Below are 21,761 nucleotides of genomic sequence, written 5' to 3'. Positions count from 1 at the left end.
CCGCCGTGGCCGCGCGCCTGGCGCCGGCCGCGACCGGCACCGATACCGGCGGTTCCATCCGCCAGCCGGCGTCGCTGACCAATCTGACGGGGCTCAAGCCCAGTTATGGACGCGTGTCGCGCTACGGCATGATCGCGTTTGCCTCCAGTCTCGACCAGGGCGGGCCGATGTGCCGCACCGCCGAGGACGCGGCACTGATGTTGAACGTCATGGCCGGCTTCGATCCGCGCGATTCGACCTCGGTGGACGCGCCGGTGCCGGATTACACCAAATCGCTGAATGACGACATCAAGGGGCTGCGCATCGGACTGCCCAGGGAATATTTCGGCAAGGGCCTGAGTTCCGAGGTGGCGAAGGTGATCGAGACCGCTATTGCCGAATACAAAAAGCTCGGCGCACAGGTCGTCGAGGTGAGCCTGCCCAACAGCCAGCTGGCGATTCCCTGTTATTACGTCCTGGCCCCGGCCGAGGCGTCGTCGAACCTGTCGCGTTTCGACGGCGCGCGCTATGGATACCGCGCCAAGGATTACACCGATCTGCTCGATATGTACTGCAAAACCCGCGCCGAAGGTTTCGGTGCCGAGGTGAAGCGCCGTATCATGATCGGGACCTATGCGCTGTCCGCCGGCTATTACGATGCTTATTATTTGAAGGCCCAGAAGCTGCGCCGCCTGATTGCCGAGGATTTCCGCAAGGCCTTCGAGTCTTGCGACGTCATCATGGGCCCCACCACCCCCACGACCGCGTTCAAGATCGGCGAAAAAAGCGATGACCCCGTGGCTATGTATCTGAGCGATATTTACACGATTTCCGTGAATCTCGCGGGCCTGCCGGGCATGTCCATTCCCGCCGGCTTCGCCCCCGATGGCCTGCCGGTGGGATTGCAGCTGATCGGGCAGTATTTCAATGAATCCAGGCTGCTCAACGCCGCGCACCGCTACCAGCAGGTGACGGACTGGCACCAGCGCATGCCGAAGGGGTTTGGCTGATGGAATGGGAAACCGTCATCGGTCTTGAAGTCCACGCCCAGCTCCAGACGAAGAGCAAGGCGTTCTCGGGCGCGGCCACGAAATACGGCGCCGAGCCGAACACGCAGGCGTGCGCGGTGGATATCGCGCTACCGGGCGTGCTGCCGGTGTTCAACAAGGAAGCCGCGCGCATGGCGGTGAAGTTCGGGCTCGCCATCGGCGCGGCCATCAATCACCGCTCGGTGTTCGCGCGCAAGAATTATTTCTATCCGGACCTGCCCAAGGGCTACCAGATCAGCCAGTACGAGCTGCCGATCGTAGCCAAGGGCCAGGTCACGATTGACGTGGACGGCGTGGAAAAAGTCATCGGCATCACGCGCGCGCATCTGGAAGAGGACGCCGGCAAATCACTGCACGAAGACTTTCACGGCATGACCGGCATCGATCTCAACCGTGCCGGCACGCCGCTGCTGGAAATCGTCTCCGAACCCGACATGCGCTCGTCGAAGGAGGCGGTGGCCTACCTGAAGAAGCTGCACGAATTGGTGCGCTACCTTGAAATCTGCGACGGCAACATGCAGGAGGGTTCGTTCCGTTGCGACGCCAACGTATCGGTGCGTCCCAAGGGCGAGAAAAAATTCGGCACACGCGCGGAATTGAAGAACATCAATTCGTTCCGATTCGTCGAGAAGGCCATCGAATTCGAGGTCGAGCGCCAGATCGACCTGCTCGAGGGCGGCGGGAAAGTCGTGCAGGAGACGCGCCTGTACGACTCCGATAAGGACGTCACGCGCTCGATGCGCAGCAAGGAAGAGGCGATGGACTATCGCTACTTCCCCGATCCCGACCTGCCGCCGCTGGTGATCACCGAGGATTTTATCCGTGGCGTGGAAAAAACCCTGCCGGAGCTGCCGGACGCCAAGCGCGCGCGTTTCATGAAGGATTACGGCCTCAATGCCTACGACGCGGGCGTGTTGACCGCGTCACGCGAGCTGGCGGATTACTACGAACAGCTGGTGCGTGAGTCCGGTTCTGACCCCAAGATCGCGGCCAACTGGGTCACGGGGGAACTGGCGGCGTTCCTTAACCGCGACAACAAGGACATCAGTGCTTCACCGGTCACGGTCGGCATGATGACGGGATTGCTCAAGCGCCTCGCCGACAACACCATCTCCGGCAAGATCGCGAAAGAAGTGTTCGAGGCCATGTGGAACGGCGAGGGCGATGCCGATGCCGTGATCGCGAAGAAGGGACTGAAACAGATCACCGATACCGGCGCGATCGAGAAGGTTATCGACGAGATCATCGCCAAGAATCCCAAGCAGCTTGAGCAATACCGTGCCGGGAAAGAAGCGCTGTTCGGCTATTTCGTCGGCCAGGTGATGAAGGCGACGCAGGGCAAGGCCAATCCCACCCAGGTCAACGAGCTGCTCAGAAAAAAACTTAACGCCTGAGGGTTTGTTGAAAAAGTCAACACCCTTCTCCCTTCGGGAAAAGGCAAGGATGAGGAGATACCAAAAATGACTTCAAGCCATTCTAACACGTTGTTTGTGCCGACGCCGGGGACAACGTGCCGTTTCCCGTTGTTGCGGCGGCGGCGCGGCACAACACAGCAACACGTTAGTCCCTAATCGTATGTTGCTTTACGAACAGTTCAAAGACGAGGCCGAATTTCGCGAGAATTTCGTCAAACCGTTGCTTAACAGGCTCGGGTACTATGGCGTCTCAGAGCAGCACGGCACACAGGAATTTGGCAAAGACTTTGTCTTTTCGGAACTCCACCGTCTGGGCGGCATGAGGCACTATGCCGCACAGGTGAAGCATGAGAAGAAAATCAAACAAGGTAAATCCGTTGACGATTTGCTCAGCCAAGTGCGACAAGCGTTTGCCAAGCCGTTCAAACGATCAGACTCTCCTCGAGAGTGCCACGTTTCAGCAGTATATGTGTTTAACAGCGGTGAGATAACCGAGGGCGCGAAGGAGTACCTGTTGAGCGGGTTAGGACGGGAGCACTACGGCGACAACGTGCATTTCCTTGATGGCGAGCGGCTCGAAGCCCTCAACGAATGGGCGACGTTGCAGAGTGATGCAAATGCAAGGGCACGATTACTCGGTCTCCGTTCGGCTCTTCGATTCATTATCGCTACTCTTGATGAATATCAACTTGAAGGCAAACCCGGTTTTCAACCGATGTTCATTCAAGGGATAGAGTTGTATCTGAGCGAACCAGTGAATTGCGACGACCAGTTGCTCGTGTCGCTGTTCAAGCTTTGGCAGCAGTTGCAAGGCGTAGAAGTAATGCGGGCGATCCTGTTCAAGCATCCAGGAGATACCATCAGGCTGGAGAAGTATGCGCCGAACCTAAAACATTTTGCGCAGGACACACGGACGCTTGCCATAGAAATCTGCCAAAAAATTGATGCTGCGATTGAGAAAATGAAGCCGCTTGGGGGAAGCTGAATGGGACATCACAATTCAACCGAAAGAAAAGGGACGCTACCTTTATTCATGGCTATCCCGGACTGATTCACCTCAATCATCCTGAATAAAACCGATCCGGCGTTTCTTCGGCGGCTCTGGCGGTGTCATTAGCTCACGGATCGCCGACAGGACGGTGGCGATGGCGTCGTCGTGGGTGGTCAGTTTGCCGTCGTGCAGTTCGAGCCTGTGTTCCAAGCGCTCCAGCTTGCGCGCCAACTCTGCGTTTGAGATCAACATCTCGCGCAGCCGCACAAACGCGCGCACGACGTAAACGCTGACTTCCACCGCCAGGGGTTTGTTCAATACCGACGCCGCCATGATCGCCCCGTGTTCGGTGAATGCATAAGGCAATGTGCTGGAAAACCGCAGCTTTTTGAGGTGGTCACAAACTGTGACCACCTCGGCCTTCTCTTTGCCCGTCAGTTGAAACACAAAATCGCCCGGGAAACGGTCACGGTTGCGCCGCACCGCCTGATTGAGCGACTTGGTTGATGTCCCGTAAAGCTCGGCCAGGTCAGCATCGACGATGACTCTCTGCCCGCGGATCACCAGAATGCGCCCCTCGATAAGCCCGATTTGCGCAAGCGCTGGCCTGTTTTTACCGGACAAGATTTTTCCTTTCGAGCTTTGGGTCAATGCGGTCCAACAGTTGTTTTCCGTTTCACCTGGTACATGCCACGGTTCGGTATCATGTTGAGTTTGTCGTTGAGCACTATATTGGTTGCGTCGCAAAAGACATACTGTAGCCGGTTTATATAGTTGGCAAGCCTGGTGCAGGTAGCCCTGCGACCGACGCGCTGGCAAGGAAGCGCTGTTCGGCTATTTCGTCGGGCAGGTGATGAAGGCGACGCAGGGCAAGACCAATCCCGCCCAGGTTAACGAACTGCTTAAGCAAAAGCTCAGCGCTTGGGCGCCGCGACATCAAATTTCGATTTGCGTGCCAAGTTCGATCACCCGGTTCGTAGGCAGGTTGAAATATTCCACCGGACTGCCGGCGTTGCGTGCCATCGTGGAAAACAGGCGTTCGCGCCACAGCGCCATGCCTTCGTAACGGATGCTCGCGACCACGGTCTCGCGGCTGAGAAAAAACGAGGTCTCAAGCGGGCGGAATTCCAGCTCGTGCTCGCGGCACTGCTCGAGTGCCTGCATGACGTCGGGCCGGTCCTTGAAGCCGAAGTAAACGCTGAGCTGGAAGCAGTTGTTCCCCAGATCCTCGATGCTCACGCGTTCCTTCGGCGGCACCCAGGGTACGTCCCTGATGACCACGGTGAGGAACACCACGCGCTCGTGCAGCACCTTGTTGTGCACCAGGTTGTGCAACAGGGCGTGTGGAACAGCGCCCGGCGTCGAGGTCAGGAACACCGCGGTGCCCGGCACGCGCAGCGGCGGGTGGCGCATCAGCGATTCCAGGAACATGTCGAGCGGCACCGAAGATTGTTTGAGCCGCGCCAGCAGGATCTCGCGTCCGCGCCGCCAGGTGACCATGAGAGTGAAAACCGCTCCGCCCATCACCAACGGAAACCAGCCGCCGTCGAAGACCTTGAGCAGGCTGGCGGAGAAGAACGCCAGGTCCACGACGATGAAAGAACCGGTGGCGAGCAGGCACAGCCACAGGCTGTAACCCCAGTTGTAGCGGATCACGAAGAAGGTGAGAAAGGTGGTGATCAGCATCGTGCCCATGACCGCCACGCCGTAGGCCGAGGCCAGCCGGGAGGACGAGCCGAATCCGACCACGGCGGCGATCACGGCGGCGAGCAGAATCCAGTTCACGGCCGGGAGATATATCTGCCCCATCTCTTTCGCCGAGGTGTGCTGGATATTCATGCGCGGCAGGTAGCCGAGCTGTATCGCCTGTTTGGTGATCGAGTAGGCGCCCGAGATCGTGGCCTGCGAAGCGATTACGGTGGCCGCGGTCGCGAGCGCGATCATCGGATACAGCGCCCAATCCGGGTAAGCGAGGTAGAACGGGTTACTGATCGCCTGTGGATTGGCGATCAGCAGCGCGCCCTGGCCGAAGTAATTCAGCACCAGCGCCGGCAGCACCAGGCCGAACCACGCGAGACGCACCGCGCGCTTGCCGAAGTGCCCCATGTCGGCGTACAGGGCCTCGGCGCCGGTGAAGGCGAGCAGCACCGAACCTAGCACCACGAACGAGGCAAATCCGTGCCCGGTGACGAAGCGCAGCGCGTGCAACGGGTCGAGCGCGTACAGTACCACCGGGTTATGAACGATGTTGCCTATCCCGACCACGCCGAGGGCGAGGAACCACAGCACGCAGACCGGCCCGAAGAACGCGCCGACGACCGCCGTGCCGTGGCGCTGGAACGCGAACAGTGTCACCAGCACGATCGCGGCGATCGGGATCACGTAGTGCTTGAATGCCGGAGTACCGACCTCGAGCCCCTCGACGGCAGAGAGCACCGAGATCGCCGGCGTGAGCACGGCGTCGCCGTAGAACAGGGACGTGCCGACCACGCCGAGCGCGAGGATCAACGTGCGCCAGCGCGGCTGGTCCTTGACCGCGGAGGAGGCGAGCGCGAGCAGCGCCATGATTCCGCCCTCGCCCCTGTTGTTGGCGCGCATGATGAGCGTCACATATTTGAGCGTGACGACGATTATCAGCGACCAGAAAATGGTCGAGAGCCCGCCGAGGATGTTCTCCGTGCCCAGGGCAATGCCGTGCGCCGGGGCGAAGGTTTCCTTGACGGCGTAGAGCGGGCTGGTGCCGATGTCGCCGTAAACGACGCCGAGGGCAAGCAGGGTGAGTCCGGCGGTGGAGGATTTCTGCGGGTGCGCTTCGCTATTGTTGTTTTCCAATCCGAGTCTCCCGTGAGGGGGCGAATGCGCGCGCACGTTACTCTCTTGTCATCGGCCTCGCAACCGCGCAAGGGACGTGCCAAGACAGCCCATAATATCAGCTAAACACGGCTAAAAATTTGTTGTGATTCCCAGTGAGGCGGCCCACGAGGCCGTGAGTTGTACTCCGTTGACGCGCTGGTAGAGCGGTAGTTGGACGAAGCCATAAGCCCGCACGCGGTGGGTGGCGGCATAGCTCAGGCCCGGGCTCAGCCACACAAAACTCCCGCCACTTTCAGCCGGCTCTGCTGCGGGTCCGCGATCACGATCCTTGATTTGTCCATTGAGTTGGAGCATTCCGTACCAGGCGCTCAGCATTTGATAAGTAACCCCTGCATCCAGTCCATAGATATTTCCGGGCCGGAAGTCGTTACGGGCATTGGCGGGATACTGAACGTTAGCTTGAAAAAACTTTCGCGCCGGCCGGTCGCCGAGAAGCATGAGCGAGTTTGTGTATACCCCAAACAATAAATCTGTCGTGCCACTACCGGGTTGCAGGCTGCGTTCGGCCGGCACCCCTTCCGCGTTGGTTTTGTCGAACTCACCCGTAGGCAATTTCAATCCCGCAGTCACGCCCCATGCGGCATGGTTATCGGCATCGGGCGAGAACTGGTAGCGCCCGATAACGCGGGCGTCTCCCATCTCGTCGAATTTCCAGGTCTCGGTTTCAGGCGGCGTATCGTTGTGGATATGAACGTGTTGGCGATTGATCCAGGGCAGTTGCAACGATCCGCCCCAATGCTGATCGAATGAATAATCCAGCCCCATGAACAGATTGCGGTTGTATGTTTGAATTTCGTCGTGGGTGTCGGGAACACCCTCTGGCTGTGTTTTATGGCGTCCGGCGAGTAACTGGTCCTGTTTGAGATACTCGTAACGCAGATCCACACGTAGACCAGGTTCCGTCCACACGCCCTGGCTTTCCCAGTGAGTATTAAGCGTGCAGAAAGCCGCGCCGCAACTGGCGTGCGCCGATAGCGAAACGGACAGACCGAAGGGAACCGTCACGGCACAGGCCAATAGAATATTTCTTTTCACGTTGTTGCCTTTATTGTGAATTGTAGATTATTGGAATTAATCAAACTCATAGGGACGATGTGTCTTGAAGCCTGAACGTTATCGGTATCTCCACCCACGAGGCGACAGCGACTCCGCCGCGCGTCGCCGGAACGAAGCGCCACTGCTTCACGGTCTGCAAGGCGGAGTTATCGAGCAAGTCATGTCCGCTGCTTGTCATCAGTTTCACTTCTGCACAATGCCCGTCTTCGAGCACATACGCGCGCAGCACCACGCTGCCTTCCATGCTATTCCGTCGCGCGGCAAACGGATAGGGCGGCTTGGGGTTGTTGAGCGAGCGGACGTCATAGCGCGATTTCACCAGCGGCTCTTCGCTGCTCTTCGCGGCGGGCGCCAGGGCGGTGTCGGGAGCGGTGGTGCTGTGCTGTTCCGTTTTGGGCGCGGCTGCCTGGCTGACGGGATTGTGGCTGATCTTCGGCATCGCGATGGGTTTCAGACTCGATGTCGGCGCTGCTTCACCGATCAGCGCTACCTCGATCGGCTTAAAAGCGGCAAGCTGCGGCGCGTGCAGCGAACCCGGCCCGAACCACAGCAGGACGCTCATATGCGCCGCGATCGACACGGCGAAAGCCGTTAGCGTGGCGGGCGGCATCTCGCGCAGGGAAGCGGTCAGGTTCGGCGTCATGGACGTTTCGCCGATGCTGTCTGTCGCTTGATCCATTGCCGGAGTTGTTGCGGCGACAGCTTGCCGCTCACCGCCTGGATCTTTCCATCGACGCCGTACAGGTAGGTGCGCGGCAGTTCGCCTTGCCACTGCCGGTCGATTCCGTAGCGCAGGCGTTCGGTAAAGGCATCGGCGAACACCCACGCCTCAACGACGGCGAGACGACGCTGTGCGAGCACCGTCGCGATCGCCGCAGATTCCTCCGGCGTGTCGGTAGAAACCAGAACCAGATCGCGCGCCGACTCGCCTTGGAAAACGTCGCCCAGCAGCGCCAGCTCGTCCCGGCAAGGCGGACAGGCAAGCGACCAGAAAGCGAGAACGAACGGACGGGATTTGTGTGCCGTGACGATTTTCTCCAGGCTTCCGGATTCAAAGGGTTTGATCTCCTGGGCGGCCAGCGGAGCCGACAACGCCATGCCAAGGCAAGCCATCGTCGCCGCATGCCGGAGGCGCGCGATCATGTTTTCTCCTTCCTGATTTCGATCAGGCGGTAGCCTTCCTTGGCCGCATACCAGGAGAGATAAATGTTCGCGCCATCGGAGATCAGCAGGGGATGATCCGAAGCCCCGGAGGCCGTGGCGAGTGTTAACACCGCGGACCACGACCGCCCGCCGTCGGCCGAGCGCATGCTGCGGACAACGGCGTCACGGCCGTCGAATTCCTTCCATGCCAGCCACGTGTCCTGGCCCAGGTTCAGCACCTGCGGATGCGCCGCCTGCGCCTCGCTGTTGCCGAATTTCATGGGCAAGGATAAATGTCCGCCGCGGTCGGCGGAGCGTGAATAATAGAGTCCGATGTGTCCCGCGGCGCCGGTGAACCAAGCAAGGTGATAGACGCCGTCGGCCCCGATGGAAAGACTCGGGCCGTGATGCGGGCAGGCATCCACTGCCCAGTCGTCGCGGCTTGCGCGTATCAGCGCAGATTGGCCATCGAGACGTTGCAGGGCGTGATCGCGGATATTGTTGCCGAAGACATGCCGCCAGAAAATGACCGGCGTGCCGTCCGTGTCCAGGGTGAGCGCGATGCGGCAGCACTCGCAAGAGTGATCCGCAATCCTGTCATTCGCGGAAAAACTCGAGCCTTGGTCGCTGGAGACGGCATGATAAACGGCGATGCCGGTGTAATTTTCACCCCGGGTCTTTGCGATGCTTTGATCGCGCCGGTCGAGCCACACGAGATGAATGTTTCCGCGCGGGTCCACCGTCATGGCCTGGAAACGGTGACTGATGGGATCGCGGTTGTCGTTGACGGTAATCGGCGCGGAGAACGTGCGGCCGCCGTCGCGCGAACGGCTGAAGCGTATGTGCCCGGCATAGGCTTGCTCCATGCTTTGGGTCCAGGAGACGTAAATCTCGCCGCCCGCGCCAAAGGCGATCGTCGGGCGGTTCTCGCCATCGGCGGCGATGCGTTCCGGCGCGGCGTTGACGCGCACGGGAGACGAAAAATGGCGGCCCTTGTCGTCGGAATAGCGCACGATCACGTACTGCTCTTCCGTTGATACGCGCCACAGGCGGCCGTTTTTATCGAAGGCGACACCCGTTGCCAGGGAAAGCTTGGCGTGGGCCTGATGTTCCGCCCCCGGACCGTGTGCGCCGGGATCTTGCGCGGCGATCGCCAGCACCGGAAACAAAACGAACAGCGCCGCCACGCGACGTGGCGGCGCTGCAACCAACAAGGCGATCGGGCCCATGCAGACCCGTTTGATCGCTGTCCAGGCTCGATTCACCACTTTACTTCAACGCCCGCGTAGAATGAGCGCGGCAGGCCTGGCGACAGCACCTGCTGGTTGTTCGACAGTGACGCGCTGTCGGCGTAGCGCCGGTCCGCCAGGTTGTAGATACTGCCGAAGACGGAAACATCGCCGGCGACCGGCCAGTTGGCGCGCAGATTGAACAGTTCGTGGCCCGGATACTTCTGGGTATTCGCCGCATCCAGCCAGTACGACCCGAGATGCACCCACTCAAGTTGCACCCGCGGGCCCTTGCTCGCCGGCTGCCACGTCAGGCGCGTGTTCGCGATCTCGCGCGGGGCGGATTCCATGTCCTTGCCGGAGAAGTTCGCGGTGGTGGTGACCCAATCCGTATAGGTATGTCGGGCGTACGTGGCGGCGACATCGACCCGGAAGCCGGCGGCGATGGGCGTGCCGGCACCGACCTCCAGGCCGCGATGATCGGTCTTGCCGGCGTTGACCGTCTGGGTGAACGTGGTGACGGGATCGCGCTGCGAGACGATGTCGTCGCGTTTTTTCAGATCGTAGATCGCCACATCGTACGTAACCTTTCCGGCCGCGCCGCGAAGACCGAGTTCCACCTGATCGGCCTTGATGGGTTTGAGCCCCAGGGCCGATTGCATCAGCGCGTCAGCCGCCGCCGCGGAACTGCCGAACGACGGCCGGAACAATTGGCTTTGGGACGGCACGCGGAAGCCGTGGTTGTAGGCGACGAACGCGTGCGTGTCGCTGTCCAGCGCGTAGGTAGCGCCGAGTTTCGGACTGAGATGGTTGAAGTGGACATCGGTATCGCCGGCTTGGCCGTAATACCGCGTGCCGACGAATCCATACGCGGGAACCTGTATCGGGCTGCCCCCGAAATGATTCGAGAAGTCGTAGGTCAGATAGTCGTAGCGCAGGCCGCCGATGATGCGCCAGTTTTCGGACGGCGAGATCTCGCCGTGAACGTACGGCGAGACACCCCGGAATGTGACATCGTAATCGTAAACGCGGGCCGCGGTGGTGTAGGAGTTGAACTGCCGGGACGGCGCGCTCCCGGTCGTGTTGACGTTGAGCGCGTCCTCCTCGTGCCCGCCCGGGCTGACATCCACGTCCGTCCCCACGATCAGTCGCGCCCGCATCGCCTCCGGGAAATCCCGGCGCCATTTCGCCATGACGCCGAACGACTGGTTCTCGTCCGTGAATACCGTCGGATCGAAATTGAGCGTGTACGAGGGAAGCAGGTCCATGCTGTTGTCGCGCACGTAGGGCGTGATCGATATCAAATCGTTCCCTGACTCGCCCTCGTACGCGCTCGACAGACGAAACGCATTGACCTTGCGATAGGCGATCGGGAGATAGTTTTTCGTCGGGTTGTCGTAATAATCGTTCCGCGTCAGCGGCGAATTCGCGCCGGTCTGCTGATCGATCAGTGAAAAGGCGAAAACGGTTTTGAGTACCGCATTGGCGTCGACGGCCCGGTCCCAGCGCGCGACGCCGCTCTGGCGGTCGTAATCGGTCGAATTCCGCCAGCCGTCGGCATGCGTCAGGTTCAGGTCCGCGCGCCAGGAATCGTTGCCCGAGGCGTTACCGCCGTCGGCCAGCAAGCGCCACCAGCCGAAACTGCCGGCCTCGCCGGAGACGGTAGCCTCGGCCTGGGTCGGCGGCGTACGCGTCAATACGTTAACCACCCCGCCGATCGCATCCGAACCGTAAAGCGCGGTGCCCGGACCGCGAATGACCTCAACGCCCCCCGACTGGGGGATGTCGATTTCATACAACGCGTTGTGATTGAAAAACCCGGTGGACCGGATCGGAATCCCGTCTTCGAGGAAAAGATAGACCGGCGCGGTGGTGAACGGCTGGCGGATGGAGGTGGTGTGTCCCTCGCCGTTGGTGACGGCCACCGCCGCTCCCGGGACCTGGCTTATCACCTGGGAAGGATGGGTTGGCTTGTTTTCTTGCAGCGTCTCGCCCTTGATGATTCCCACCGACGACGGGGTTTCGGACAGAGATTGTTTTTCGCGCGTGCCGGTGACGGTTACTTCTTCGAGATGGGTCGTCGTGCCATCGACGGGTTCCGCTGCCTGTACCACGGCCCCTGCAGCAAGAAAAAAGGGAATCAAAGACGAAGTGAGTCGCATATTCTGTTTTCTCCCAGTGGATACGTCATGTATTGATTTTTCTGGCATCCTACCTTGCGTTTCTGGGCGGATGAATGCGGTATATTGCCGCGCGACATTTTGTCGCACCCCTCCTTGGGTGCGACCCCTCCGCACTTCGTGCTCCGGGACCGGCCTTCGGCCGTCCAACTTTGCTCCACGCAAAGTTGTGTCGCAGCCCCTTCATCGCTGCGCTGTCCCGCTTCGCTCGAAGGTCCAGGGCGCAGTCCACGGATAGACTTTGAGAATTCGCTCCCTTGGTAAAATGCCGTTAAAGTACAAATGCCAGATGAACCCCGTCCCATCACTGTCTTCCTCATCCGCCATCAACCTCCGGCGTCTGGTGGTTTTGCGCTGCATCGTGCTGGCTGGACAGTTCCTGGCGGTATGGGTGGCTGTGACCTCGCTGCACATGGCCCTGCCTTTGCGGCCGCTGATGGCCATCATCGCCGCCATGGCGCTGCTGAATTTCCTGACCTGGCTGCGGATGCAGCGCCCGTGGTCGGTGGGCGAGAACGAACTGTTTATCCATCTGGCGCTCGATGTTGCGGTGCTGACCGCGCTGCTCTACTTCAGCGGCGGTTCCACCAACCCCTTCGTCATTCTTTACCTCCTGCCGCTGGCGCTGACCGCGGCTGCGTTGCCCGCGGGTTACACCTGGGCCATGACGGCTGTGACCATGGCCTGTTACACCTTATTGATGTTTTTTTATATCCCGCTGCCCCACAGTCACGAGATGCACGGTGACGACTTCGGCATGCATGTGATGGGCATGTGGCTTGGTTTCCTGCTGAGCGCGGGATTGATCGCCTGGTTTGCCGTGAACATGGCCGAGACACGGCGCAGCCGTGACCGGTTGCTGGCGCGGATGCGCGAAGATGAACTGCGCAATGAGCGCATCCTGGCGCTCGGCACGCTGGCGGCGGGCGCGGCGCACGAGCTGGGCACACCACTTTCCACCATGGCGGTACTGACGAAGGAGCTGGAGCAGGATGCCGGCGGTTCCGCGGAGCTGCGCGCGAGTTTGCACGTGTTGCGCGTGCAGATTGACCGCTGCAAATCCATCCTCGCGACGCTGTCGGCCTCCGCCGGCGCTGCCCGCGCCGAGGGCGGCGGAAGCATGCCGCTGGAAGACTATCTGGAAAAACTGTTGCGCGACTGGAAAGCGATACGACTGGGCGTACGAGCGCAACGCCGGTTCGACGGGCCGCGGCCGTCGCCGCTGATCGTGGCGGAACAGACATTGACTCAGGCGATCGTGAATATTCTCAACAATGCCGCGGATGCCTCGCCGGACAATATCGAGATCAGCGCGCGCTGGGACGAGCACGAGCTGGCGCTGGAAATCTGCGATCGCGGCGCGGGTCTGACACCCGATGCCGAACAGGCCGCCGGCCAGCCGTTTTTCACCACCAAGGCGCCAGGGGAGGGGCTCGGTCTTGGCCTGTTTCTGGCGCATGCCACCCTGAACCGATTCGGCGGCAGCGTGCGTTTGTATAATCGCGAGGGCGGGGGCGTCTGCACCCGACTTACCCTGCCGCTGTCCAATCTGCGGGTGGAGGAATCGGCATGAACACGGAGAACACGGCGGATAAGCCAAGCTTGTTGCTGGTCGACGACGATGCCACCTTCTGCCAGGTATTGTCGGCGGCACTCGATCGGCGCGGATTTGCCGTGAGGGTGGCGCATGATGTCGGTGAAGGACTGACCGCGGCGGAAGGCGATGCGCCCGAATTCGCCGTGATCGACCTCAAGATGCCCGGCCCCTCAGGTCTCGAGCTGGTCAAAAAGCTCAAGGCGCTGGACGCGCATACCCGGATCGTGGTGCTCACCGGTTTTGCGAGCGTCGCCACCGCGGTTGAGGCAATCAAGCTTGGCGCCACGCATTATCTCGCCAAGCCTGCCGACGCCGATGAGATTGTCGCGGCGTTCAGCCGCGACAGCGGCAACGCCGCGGTGCCGGTGGAGACCAAACCATTGCCGCTTTCTCGTCTGGAATGGGAGCACATCCAGAAGGTGCTGGCGGAAAGCGACGGTAATATCTCCGAAACCGCGCGCCGCCTCGGCATGCACCGGCGCACGCTGCAGCGCAAGCTGGCCAAGCGCCCGTCGCGAAAATAGCCGGCTAATTCGTCGACGCTACGCGCAGGCCATCGAGAATTTTCGCTGCCTCGCCCGCGATTTTTTTCCGGCTCAATAACAGTTGCCAGCGGTTGCCGCCGAGCTGGCGCCACAGAAACACCGAGCGAATGCCGGCGAACAAGGCTGCGCGCACCTTGGCGGCGATCAGCGGGTTACTCAGGTGGCCGTGCTCGCCATTGACCATGATGCGCGGCGTGAGCGTACTGATCGTCTGGCTGTAGAGTTCCGCGAGCTTTTCAACGAGCCGCGGATGCACCGCCTCGCCGTTTTTCTCCGCCTCGAAGAATTTCATCTGCGACTGGATCGCCTCGATGCCGCGCCGGACGGCGTTCTGCATTTCCGAGTGCCGCCGTAGCTGGCCCTCGAGGTGAATCATGGAAATGACGTATTTGGCGATCTCGACATCGCCGGTGTCGGTGACCCCGCCCAGCTTGTTGCGCAACAGGTCCAGGCCAATTGCCACGCCCTGCGCCCCGCCGTACACCGCGTCGGTGCTGGGAGCATCAATCATCGTCAGGGCCTGAATGCTGGTGATAAAAGCGGAGGTATCGGTACGCCCTTCGCGCGCCAGTTCTTGCGCGAGGCGCGCGGACTGAAACAGCCCCGCGAGGGCGAGTGTTCGATCAGTAAACGAGCTGTTCATGGACGGCGGCTTTGATGCGGATAACCGGGGCCAAGTTTAGGGGGTGGGGATTTCGCCAGACAATGACGAATACGCCGCCAGTTGCCGGCACCGGCTGGAACAGCGATTAAAGCTCTTTCATGCAGGCGCGTTCGACCTCGACGCGTTTGACACCTTGCACGCCTTCCACGGCGTGCTTGATCTGCGCCACGATAGTGTCGGCGTAGGGGCAATTGGGCGTGGTGAGCTGGATATCAAGATGCACATAGTCATCGACAATGTCGATCTCCTGGATGAAACCCAGTTCGACGATGTTATGTCTCAATTCCGGATCCATGACCTTCCTGAGAGCGTCATAGATCATGGTTTCGGTGACGGGTAAATTCATCGGGACGACCTTTTCTGAACGCGATGGGCAAAGTCTAGCAAATCGTGCCGCGGCTGTACCGCATACCCGATGGTTGGCCTCAACATAGCGAGTATGGCGCCTGGACGGACGGTTCGGATCGTCAGGCATGGCCCTGACCGAGGTTGACTATAATAATGAAGCAAAGATGTCGGATATAAATGATCACGGCAGGCCATCGCCGCTATCCGCACATCGTCAACAACAAGGACCCCGCGCGGCAGCGCCATGACGGATATTGCGGACAAACCCAAGGTAGGGCTGATCCTGGCCGGCGGCGGCGCGCGCGCGGCCTATCAGGTGGGCGTGCTCAAGGCGGTCGCCGAGATGCTTCCGCCGGATTGTCCCAACCCGTTCCCCATCTTGAGCGGCACCTCGGCGGGGGCGATAAACGCCACCACCCTCGCCATCTACGCCACGCGGTTTCACGAAGGCGTGCGGCGTCTCGTCCACGTGTGGCAGAATTTTCACGTGGATCAGGTATTCCGCGCCGATGTCCCCGGCGTGATGACGAACGGCCTGCGCTGGTTCTTGGCCATGGTGGCGGCTGGACTCGGACGGCGCAACCCACACGCCTTGCTCGACCGCACCCCACTGCGTGGCTTGCTGTACCGCACCATGCCCTTCGCCAAAATCCAGGAATCCATCAATGCCGGCGCTCTGCATGCCTTGAGCGTCACCGCTTCGGGCTACAGCTCTGGCCAGTCCGTGTCCTTTTTTCAGGGGACACCGTCGCTGACGATGTGGAAACGCGCACGGCGCGTGGGCAGCGTGGCCACTATCACGCTCGATCATCTCATGGCTTCGTCCGCCATTCCGTTCGTGTTCGCCGCGGTGAAGATCAACCGCGAGTATTTCGGCGACGGTTCCATGCGCCAGATGGCGCCCATCAGCTCGGCGCTACACCTGGGTGCGGATCGCGTGCTCGTGGTCGGCGTGCGCCAGGAGGATTCCTTCGCGATGGTGCGTGGCGAGACCGCTGAATATCCTTCGATCGCCCAGATCGCCGGTCACGTGCTGAACAGCATTTTTCTCGACAGTCTCGAGGCGGATCTCGAACGCCTGCAGCGCATTAACAAAACCATCAGCCTCATTCCGGCGCACCACCTGCGCGAAAGCGGTGTTACCCTGCGCAATGTCGATGTGCTCGTGATTTCACCGAGCGAAGACCTGGAAAAAATCGCTGCGCGACACGCCCATCACCTCCCATGGTCGATCCGCTTCCTGCTGCGCGGACTTGGCGCTTTCAACCGCAACGGCTCGAATCTGGTCAGCTACTTGCTGTTCGAGAAACCCTATTGCCGGGAGTTGATCGATCTGGGATACCATGACGCCATGCATCGTCGCGAGGAGATACTGCGGTTTCTGGAAACGTCATCCGCATGACGCGATTTCTGGTCACGCTGGGTGTTATTCTCGTCATCGTGGGTATCGCCTGGCCGTGGCTCGTCAAGCTCGGGTTAGGGCGGTTGCCCGGGGATATCGTGATCGAGCGCGAGAATTTCCGGTTTTATTTTCCACTCACCACCACGATTATCGTCAGCCTGGTTCTGTCACTGCTCGTCTGGTTGTTCCGAAAGTAGGTGCGACTCGTTTTGAGCGCGCTACGCGCGATTGTCGAATAAGAATTGTACTTGTGGGTGGCTGACCCACGGCAGGTTCCTTTTCTTTGCTCGTGCAAAGAAAAGGAACCAAAAGAAAGCACGCCCCGGAGCCGCCGACTACCCCTTGCGCTTCTCGCCCGAGCGGGCGCTGCGCAACTCGCAAGGCGCACACAACGCGCCTTTGCTCGAACAGGTGCTCGCTTAACAACCCCCGCTCGGGCTGCGATGCTCGGCGGCGGCTACGGGGATCTGAAAACATCTCCAAGCGAAGGTCAGAGGTGTTTTGCTCTAACCCCGTCGGAGCGAGCCGAGCACCGAGCGAGGCCGGGAGTTTTCGCGAGACTTTTGATCGAGCCCGAGGCGCGTTGTTCAGCGCCCGGCGAGTTAGGCGAGCGCCCGGCTGAAGCGAGGCGCGCAGGGGACCGCGCGATGTTGGCGCGGCGAAGCGACCGGGTGTCCTTCTCTTTGGTTCCTTTCTCTTGGACAAGCAAGAGAAAGGAACCCAGGGTGCAGGGGCGGAGCCACCCGCAATTAGCTTTTGAGTGCCGGCGAAGCCGGCTCAACATCCGCCGCCTGAGTGACGGCGAGCCGGTTTACACGCGCGCTACATTATGGCGTTCGAGCAAGAAATCCAGCCACTGATTGGTCAGATGTTCCTGAACCCGGTTCTGCGACAGCCGCTCGTCGAGGTTATCCAGATCCACGACGTCAAGTGGTTGGTCCTGCCATGAGCAGCCGAACACCGCCTTGGTTCGCTTGCCGGTGGCGGGATCGATCTGCCACTGCAGGCATTGCGAACACACGCCTTTCAGGCAGCACTGCATCGGCGTGTTGATCGAGGCGGTGGTCGCCGGTTTTTTCGTGAGATACGGCGCCAATTGTTTCGCCCGCGCATCGCGAATAAGGCGCACCAGCCGGTTGCTGCCGACCACCTGCAGACGCGTGACATCTTCCAGCTTGATCGGCATCTCACCCAGTTTGCCCGAGGCGTATTGCACGATGGCGTCCAGTACCGGTGCCGTGACCGCGCGGTCCTGCGGCCGGCGCGGCTTGATGGCGACGCCGTTACCGGTAACCCACAGGATCGCATCGGCGGCCGCCTCGATTTCATCCTGGCAGAAGACATCCTGCGCGGTGTCGAAGCAACCCACGAACAGCACGCGATTGCCATGTTCGCGCAGCGCCTTGCCGGTGGACTGCACGTGCGCCACGCCGTGGCGGCCGCCGACGAAAAGAATGGTTTCGCCGCCACCGGGAATCGTCGCGCGCACGCCGGTCGGACCCATGAGCGCCACCGGCTCCCCGGGCTTGAGGGTCGCGACCAGGCGCGAGCTCGCGCCGCGCTCGATTACCATGAGCGACACCGTGCCCTCAACCGTGTCCACGCGCGCGCCGGTCATGGCCAGCGCCTCGGTCTGCAAGCGCGTGCCGCCCACGAGCGCGGAAAGTGTCTCGAAATTCTGTAACCGGAAGAACTGGCCGGCCTTGAATCGTCTCGCCGCCATGGGCGCACGCACGCTGATCTCAACCACCGATGGCGTGAGCCGTTTGACCGATTCCACGCGCGCGGCCAGCAGTTCGTCCATGGTCGAGTGGAAATGCCGGTACTCTCTGGCGTCCCCTTTCTGATCCACCCTGTCCCCGAGTGCCGCGACGATCTTGGGATAGGTGCGCAGCCCCGAGGCAACTGCCTTGACCACGCTGCCATGGAACACCGGATGGGTGTCGCCGAGAAAACTCACGCGGCGATCGTCCGCGCCATACGAGGTAAATGGCCCGAAGTCGTCCATCTTGCAATGTGCCGCGACCGGTATCGGTTCGAGCTTGCCGTTGACGTCATGATAAGTCTGGTAGTGGCCGCGTTCCTTGAGGAAGTGACCCTTGTGCTCGAATTCGTAGGCCACGTTCGGGCGCGCGCCGGTGGCGACCAGAATCGCGCGCGTCGGAATCACCACCTCTTCGCCGGTTTCCATCCACTTGCCGTCTGCATTGGGCCGCAGTCGCCTGGTCACCAGTGCTTCCACCTGACCGTGCTTGTCCACACGCGCCTCTTTCGGATCGAGGCCCTCGGCGTAGTAGATGCCTTCTTCGAAGGCTTTGATGATTTCCTCGTGGTTGCGGGTGTAGGCGGGCGACTGGTTCAAGCCCTTGCGATAGGCGATGGTGACGCCGCCCCACTGGCGGATCAGTTTCGTGAAATCGGGCGCTGTCCTGGCCTGTTTCGCGTGTTCGCGTTCGGCACGCACCGCGTGACCGTGCGCGAGGAATTCATCGAGAATCGCCGCCGAGCCTTCATCGAGCCCGGTCCGTACCGCCTTTTCGCTTTTCGCTTTGACGAGCGTCTCGTAGCGCTCGAGCATCTTTTCGACCTGCACGATGTAATACGCCTGGATTTCGGTGGCGGTGTCCACGCCGGTAAGACCGCCGCCGATCACCACTGCCGGCAGACGTACCTGCAGGTTGGCAAGGCTCGCGTGCTTGGCCGCGCCGGTCAGCTGCAGCGCCATGAGGAAATCGTTCGCCTGGCGCATGCCGGGGGCGAGGCTGCCGGGCACCGGCAGTGCCTGCGGCAGGCCCGCGCCGATGCAGATGGCGATGTGATCGAAGCCGAGTTTCCAGGCGTCTTCGACCGTCAGGGTGCCGCCGAAACGCACGCCACCGAATACCTGGAAGTGCGGGCGGCGCGCGAGCGAGAGATAAATGAGTTTGAGGAAATTCTTGTCCCAGCGGTTGGTAATGCCGTATTCCGCGACGCCGCCGAACCCCGCCATGGTGCGGGTGTCGAGCGCCTCCTCGAGGTCGGTGTAATCGCGTATCGGTTCACGCACCAGCTTCTCGGGCAGCGGTTCGATCTTGAGGCCATCCGCGCCGACCACGGCGAAACCCTCCATCAGCATGTGGTGGGCGAGCGTGAAACCCGCCGGACCCATCCCGAATACCAGCACCTTGAGCCCGTTGTACGGCTTTGGCAGCGATTGCCTGGGACGCAGCGGGTTCCAGCGGATCAGCAGGTCGTAGATCTCCACGCCCCACGGCAGGTCGAGCACGTCGGTGAGGATGCGCGTCTCGGCCTGCGGGATGTTGACCGGGTCCTGTTTCTGGTAGATGCAGGCCTTCATGCAATCGTTGCAGATGCGGTGCCCGGTGGCGGCGCACATTGGGTTGTCCACCGTGATCATCGCCAGCGCCCCGATGGTGCAGCCGGATTTTTTCAGGCTATGCATCTCGGAGATTTTTTCGTCCAGCGGACAGCCGGTAAGAGTTACCCCCAGCGGATTGACCTTGAGCCCCTTGTCCGGCTCGCCCTTCTTTTCCGGGAAACCCTTGGAGCAGAAGTCGCCGTCGTGGTCATGGCAGTAGATACAGTAATGGATTTCGTTCTGCACCTCCCGCGCATTCATACGCAGGTCGGTAAGTTTGAAGCCGTCGCGTGCGCGCAGATGCTCGGGCGGCCCCGCGACGCGCCCGGCATCGTCGTGGAGCGGCACGATCGGGACCAGCTTCTGGTGATCGATCCCTTCCGGCAGGCGGAAGCTGACCCAGCCTTTCACCGCGGCTTTGCCTTCCGGGACGGTCAGGGCGCGCAGGCACCAGCGCGTGAGCTTTTCGACGGCTTCGGCATTCGCCTTGTCGTCCTGGAGCAGCGCTTCGCCGTATTTCGCGACCGCCAGCTCGCGGTCAGCGGCATCGAGCCCCGCTTGCTTGAGGGCGGAGGCGAGCCAATGGTCCAGCTCGGCGAAACTTTCAAATTCCTCTTTCTTCACCAGGCGCCGGCGCGCGCGGCGTTGCACGAAGAATTTCTTGAAATGAAACACCGGGTCGTGGGTAAGCGTCCGCTGTTGCGCGGCCTCCATTGTTTCTTTGATGCCGAACAGGCCGGTGATGAAATTGTCCAGCACCGGTCCGCAGGTCAGCAGCAGTTCGCTGACCTGCAGCGGTGTGAGCTTCGCGCGGCCCTCGCGCCAATCGATCAGGGCGTCGTGCGCCTTGGCGTCACGCGCGTGCAGCCGCTCCAGGAACAGACCATCGATTTTTTGGAGACCTTCCGGGGTGAAAAGCTCAGCGAAGCTGAGGCCGTGGTTCAGCGCCAGTGTCGGCGTTGATTCAGGTAGCGACATGAAAAACTCGGTATCCGGGATTCAGTAAATTTTTCCGCCGGAAATTTCTGTCAGAAGCCGACGAGCACATATTGTATGTCCTCGCGCGCAGGATTGCATGAAAAAATCAGGAAATGGCGCGGGAGAATTCCGGGAATCTCCCGCGCACCGCATTCCACCGACGCCGGCGTCAGGATTTTTTGGTTTTGCAGGTGTTGACGCCGATCAGGGTATAGGCCGGACACCAGCCTAAAGCCGTGGTCAGGAGCGGTCCTATGCCGATCAATCCCCACCAGCGTGCATTACCTTCCAGAATGAACAGCAGGCTCAGCAAGGCGAGACCGACGACGATGCGAAGCGCCTTGTCCACGCTGCCAATGTTTTGTTCCATGGATACCTCCTTGGAATATGCGGGTTACTGGATAACCAGCGTAGCGCGATGGCACTGCCGCCACAAATCAGCGACGCCAGTTGCCGGATTTACCGCCGGTTTTGGAGACCAGACCGATATCGGTCAGGGTCATGCCGCGATCCACGGCCTTGCACATGTCGTAAATAGTCAGCAACGCGATTTCTACCGCCGCCAGCGCTTCCATTTCCACGCCGGTCCGGGCCTGCGTACGTACCGTGCTGCGGCAAAATACCGCGGCCCGCATTTCATCCGGCGTCAACTCGATGTCCACGGAAGTCAGGGGAATTGCGTGACACAACGGGATGAGTTCCGCGGTTTTTTTCGCCGCCATGATGCCGGCCACGCGCGCGACCGCGAACACGTCGCCTTTTTTATGCCCGCCCTCGACAATGAGCTTGAGCGTTGCCGGCTGCATGCGGATCAGCCCTTCGGCCACGGCCTCGCGAGCCGTGACGTCTTTTCCGCCCACGTCCACCATGTGTGCCTCGCCGGATGACTTGAGGTGGGTGAGCTTAGTCGTAAATGTAGCCCTACTTCGCTGGCGCTCCGTTCGTCTTGTCAT

Annotated in this window: 19 protein-coding genes and 1 pseudogene; 8 read left to right on the top strand and 12 right to left on the bottom strand. The window is 60.9% G+C overall.

The features are described from left to right. The 3 genes from WB402_RS12260 to WB402_RS12250 all read left to right on the top strand — a co-directional run. On the top strand, positions 1 to 989 hold a 989-nt coding region (locus tag WB402_RS12260), incomplete at its 5' end, for an amidase family protein (protein WP_424208253.1). After that, entirely contained in the window at positions 989 to 2,422 is a 1,434-nt protein-coding gene (gene gatB, locus WB402_RS12255) for an Asp-tRNA(Asn)/Glu-tRNA(Gln) amidotransferase subunit GatB (RefSeq protein WP_424208251.1), read from the top strand. The genes WB402_RS12260 and gatB, both read left to right, overlap by 1 nt. Positions 2,423 to 2,603: 181 nt before the next feature. Continuing rightward, on the top strand, positions 2,604 to 3,428 hold the full coding sequence (locus WB402_RS12250; protein WP_424208249.1) for a hypothetical protein: 825 nt from the start codon (positions 2,604 to 2,606) through the stop codon (positions 3,426 to 3,428). Positions 3,429 to 3,500: 72 nt separating this feature from the next. On the opposite strand, the gene WB402_RS12245 is transcribed toward WB402_RS12250, so the two are convergent. Further along, positions 3,501 to 4,058, bottom strand: coding sequence for an ORF6N domain-containing protein (locus tag WB402_RS12245; protein WP_424208247.1), 558 nt, complete (start codon positions 4,056 to 4,058; stop codon positions 3,501 to 3,503). A gap of 184 nt (positions 4,059 to 4,242) precedes the next feature. Here WB402_RS12245 and WB402_RS12240 point away from each other — a divergent pair. Further along, positions 4,243 to 4,350, top strand: a pseudogene (locus WB402_RS12240) (hypothetical protein); the annotation flags it as partial. A 20-nt stretch (positions 4,351 to 4,370) separates the two neighbouring features. Here the strand turns inward: WB402_RS12240 and WB402_RS12235 are convergent. The 6 genes from WB402_RS12235 to WB402_RS12210 all read right to left on the bottom strand — a co-directional run bounded on the left by WB402_RS12235 (position 4,371) and on the right by WB402_RS12210 (position 11,850). Further along, positions 4,371 to 6,266 (bottom strand): potassium transporter Kup, encoded by a 1,896-nt coding sequence (locus tag WB402_RS12235; protein ID WP_424208245.1) that lies wholly within the window; start codon positions 6,264 to 6,266, stop codon positions 4,371 to 4,373. Positions 6,267 to 6,377: 111 nt separating this feature from the next. Next, entirely contained in the window at positions 6,378 to 7,343 is a 966-nt protein-coding gene (locus tag WB402_RS12230; protein ID WP_424208243.1) for a hypothetical protein, read from the bottom strand. Positions 7,344 to 7,389: 46 nt separating this feature from the next. Next, positions 7,390 to 8,007, bottom strand: coding sequence for an energy transducer TonB (locus WB402_RS12225; protein WP_424208241.1), 618 nt, complete (start codon positions 8,005 to 8,007; stop codon positions 7,390 to 7,392). Next, positions 8,004 to 8,507 (bottom strand): TlpA family protein disulfide reductase, encoded by a 504-nt coding sequence (locus WB402_RS12220; RefSeq protein WP_424208239.1) that lies wholly within the window; start codon positions 8,505 to 8,507, stop codon positions 8,004 to 8,006. Before WB402_RS12220 ends, WB402_RS12225 begins: the two co-directional genes overlap by 4 nt. Further along, positions 8,504 to 9,736, bottom strand: coding sequence for an exo-alpha-sialidase (locus WB402_RS12215; protein WP_424208237.1), 1,233 nt, complete (start codon positions 9,734 to 9,736; stop codon positions 8,504 to 8,506). The genes WB402_RS12220 and WB402_RS12215 overlap by 4 nt, the downstream gene beginning before the upstream one ends. A 32-nt stretch (positions 9,737 to 9,768) precedes the next feature. After that, positions 9,769 to 11,850 (bottom strand): TonB-dependent receptor, encoded by a 2,082-nt coding sequence (locus tag WB402_RS12210; RefSeq protein WP_424208235.1) that lies wholly within the window; start codon positions 11,848 to 11,850, stop codon positions 9,769 to 9,771. A 355-nt stretch (positions 11,851 to 12,205) separates the two neighbouring features. Here WB402_RS12210 and WB402_RS12205 point away from each other — a divergent pair, with 355 nt between their 5' ends. Together WB402_RS12205 and WB402_RS12200 are read left to right on the top strand one after the other, a co-directional pair. Further along, positions 12,206 to 13,489, top strand: a complete 1,284-nt coding sequence (locus WB402_RS12205; RefSeq protein WP_424208233.1) for an ATP-binding protein — start codon at positions 12,206 to 12,208, stop codon at positions 13,487 to 13,489. Continuing rightward, positions 13,486 to 14,037 carry a response regulator transcription factor gene (locus tag WB402_RS12200; RefSeq protein ID WP_424208231.1) on the top strand — a complete coding sequence of 184 codons (552 nt, stop codon included), beginning with the start codon at positions 13,486 to 13,488 and terminating at the stop codon, positions 14,035 to 14,037. Before WB402_RS12205 ends, WB402_RS12200 begins: the two co-directional genes overlap by 4 nt. 4 nt (positions 14,038 to 14,041) lie before the next feature. Here the strand turns inward: WB402_RS12200 and hflD are convergent, their stop codons facing one another. Both hflD and WB402_RS12190 read right to left on the bottom strand, forming a co-directional pair. Further along, positions 14,042 to 14,701, bottom strand: coding sequence for a high frequency lysogenization protein HflD (hflD, locus tag WB402_RS12195; protein ID WP_424208230.1), 660 nt, complete (start codon positions 14,699 to 14,701; stop codon positions 14,042 to 14,044). A 106-nt stretch (positions 14,702 to 14,807) separates the two neighbouring features. Next, the gene (locus WB402_RS12190) at positions 14,808 to 15,068 is read right to left on the bottom strand and encodes a metal-sulfur cluster assembly factor (protein ID WP_424208228.1); all 261 of its coding nucleotides are present in this window, start codon (positions 15,066 to 15,068) and stop codon (positions 14,808 to 14,810) included. A 246-nt stretch (positions 15,069 to 15,314) separates the two neighbouring features. On the opposite strand from WB402_RS12190, the gene WB402_RS12185 reads away from it, so the two are divergent. Next, positions 15,315 to 16,472, top strand: a complete 1,158-nt coding sequence (locus WB402_RS12185; RefSeq protein ID WP_424208226.1) for a patatin-like phospholipase family protein — start codon at positions 15,315 to 15,317, stop codon at positions 16,470 to 16,472. Further along, positions 16,469 to 16,669, top strand: coding sequence for a DUF2905 domain-containing protein (locus WB402_RS12180; protein ID WP_424208224.1), 201 nt, complete (start codon positions 16,469 to 16,471; stop codon positions 16,667 to 16,669). Before WB402_RS12185 ends, WB402_RS12180 begins: the two co-directional genes overlap by 4 nt. A gap of 614 nt (positions 16,670 to 17,283) precedes the next feature. Here WB402_RS12180 and WB402_RS12175 read toward each other — a convergent pair. The 3 genes from WB402_RS12175 to moaC form a co-directional block, all read right to left on the bottom strand. Then, entirely contained in the window at positions 17,284 to 20,808 is a 3,525-nt protein-coding gene (locus WB402_RS12175; RefSeq protein WP_424208222.1) for an FAD-dependent oxidoreductase, read from the bottom strand. A 169-nt stretch (positions 20,809 to 20,977) separates the two neighbouring features. Beyond that, positions 20,978 to 21,178 carry a YgaP family membrane protein gene (locus WB402_RS12170; RefSeq protein WP_424208220.1) on the bottom strand — a complete coding sequence of 67 codons (201 nt, stop codon included), beginning with the start codon at positions 21,176 to 21,178 and terminating at the stop codon, positions 20,978 to 20,980. A 67-nt stretch (positions 21,179 to 21,245) separates the two neighbouring features. Next, complete coding sequence (gene moaC, locus WB402_RS12165; RefSeq protein ID WP_424208218.1) at positions 21,246 to 21,761, bottom strand: cyclic pyranopterin monophosphate synthase MoaC; 516 nt, start codon at positions 21,759 to 21,761, stop codon at positions 21,246 to 21,248.

It is taken from the genome of Sulfuricaulis sp., from assembly GCF_049587675.1.
Classification (GTDB): Bacteria; Pseudomonadota; Gammaproteobacteria; order Acidiferrobacterales; family Sulfurifustaceae; genus Sulfuricaulis.
This window is presented reverse-complemented; position numbering and strand designations above follow the sequence as displayed.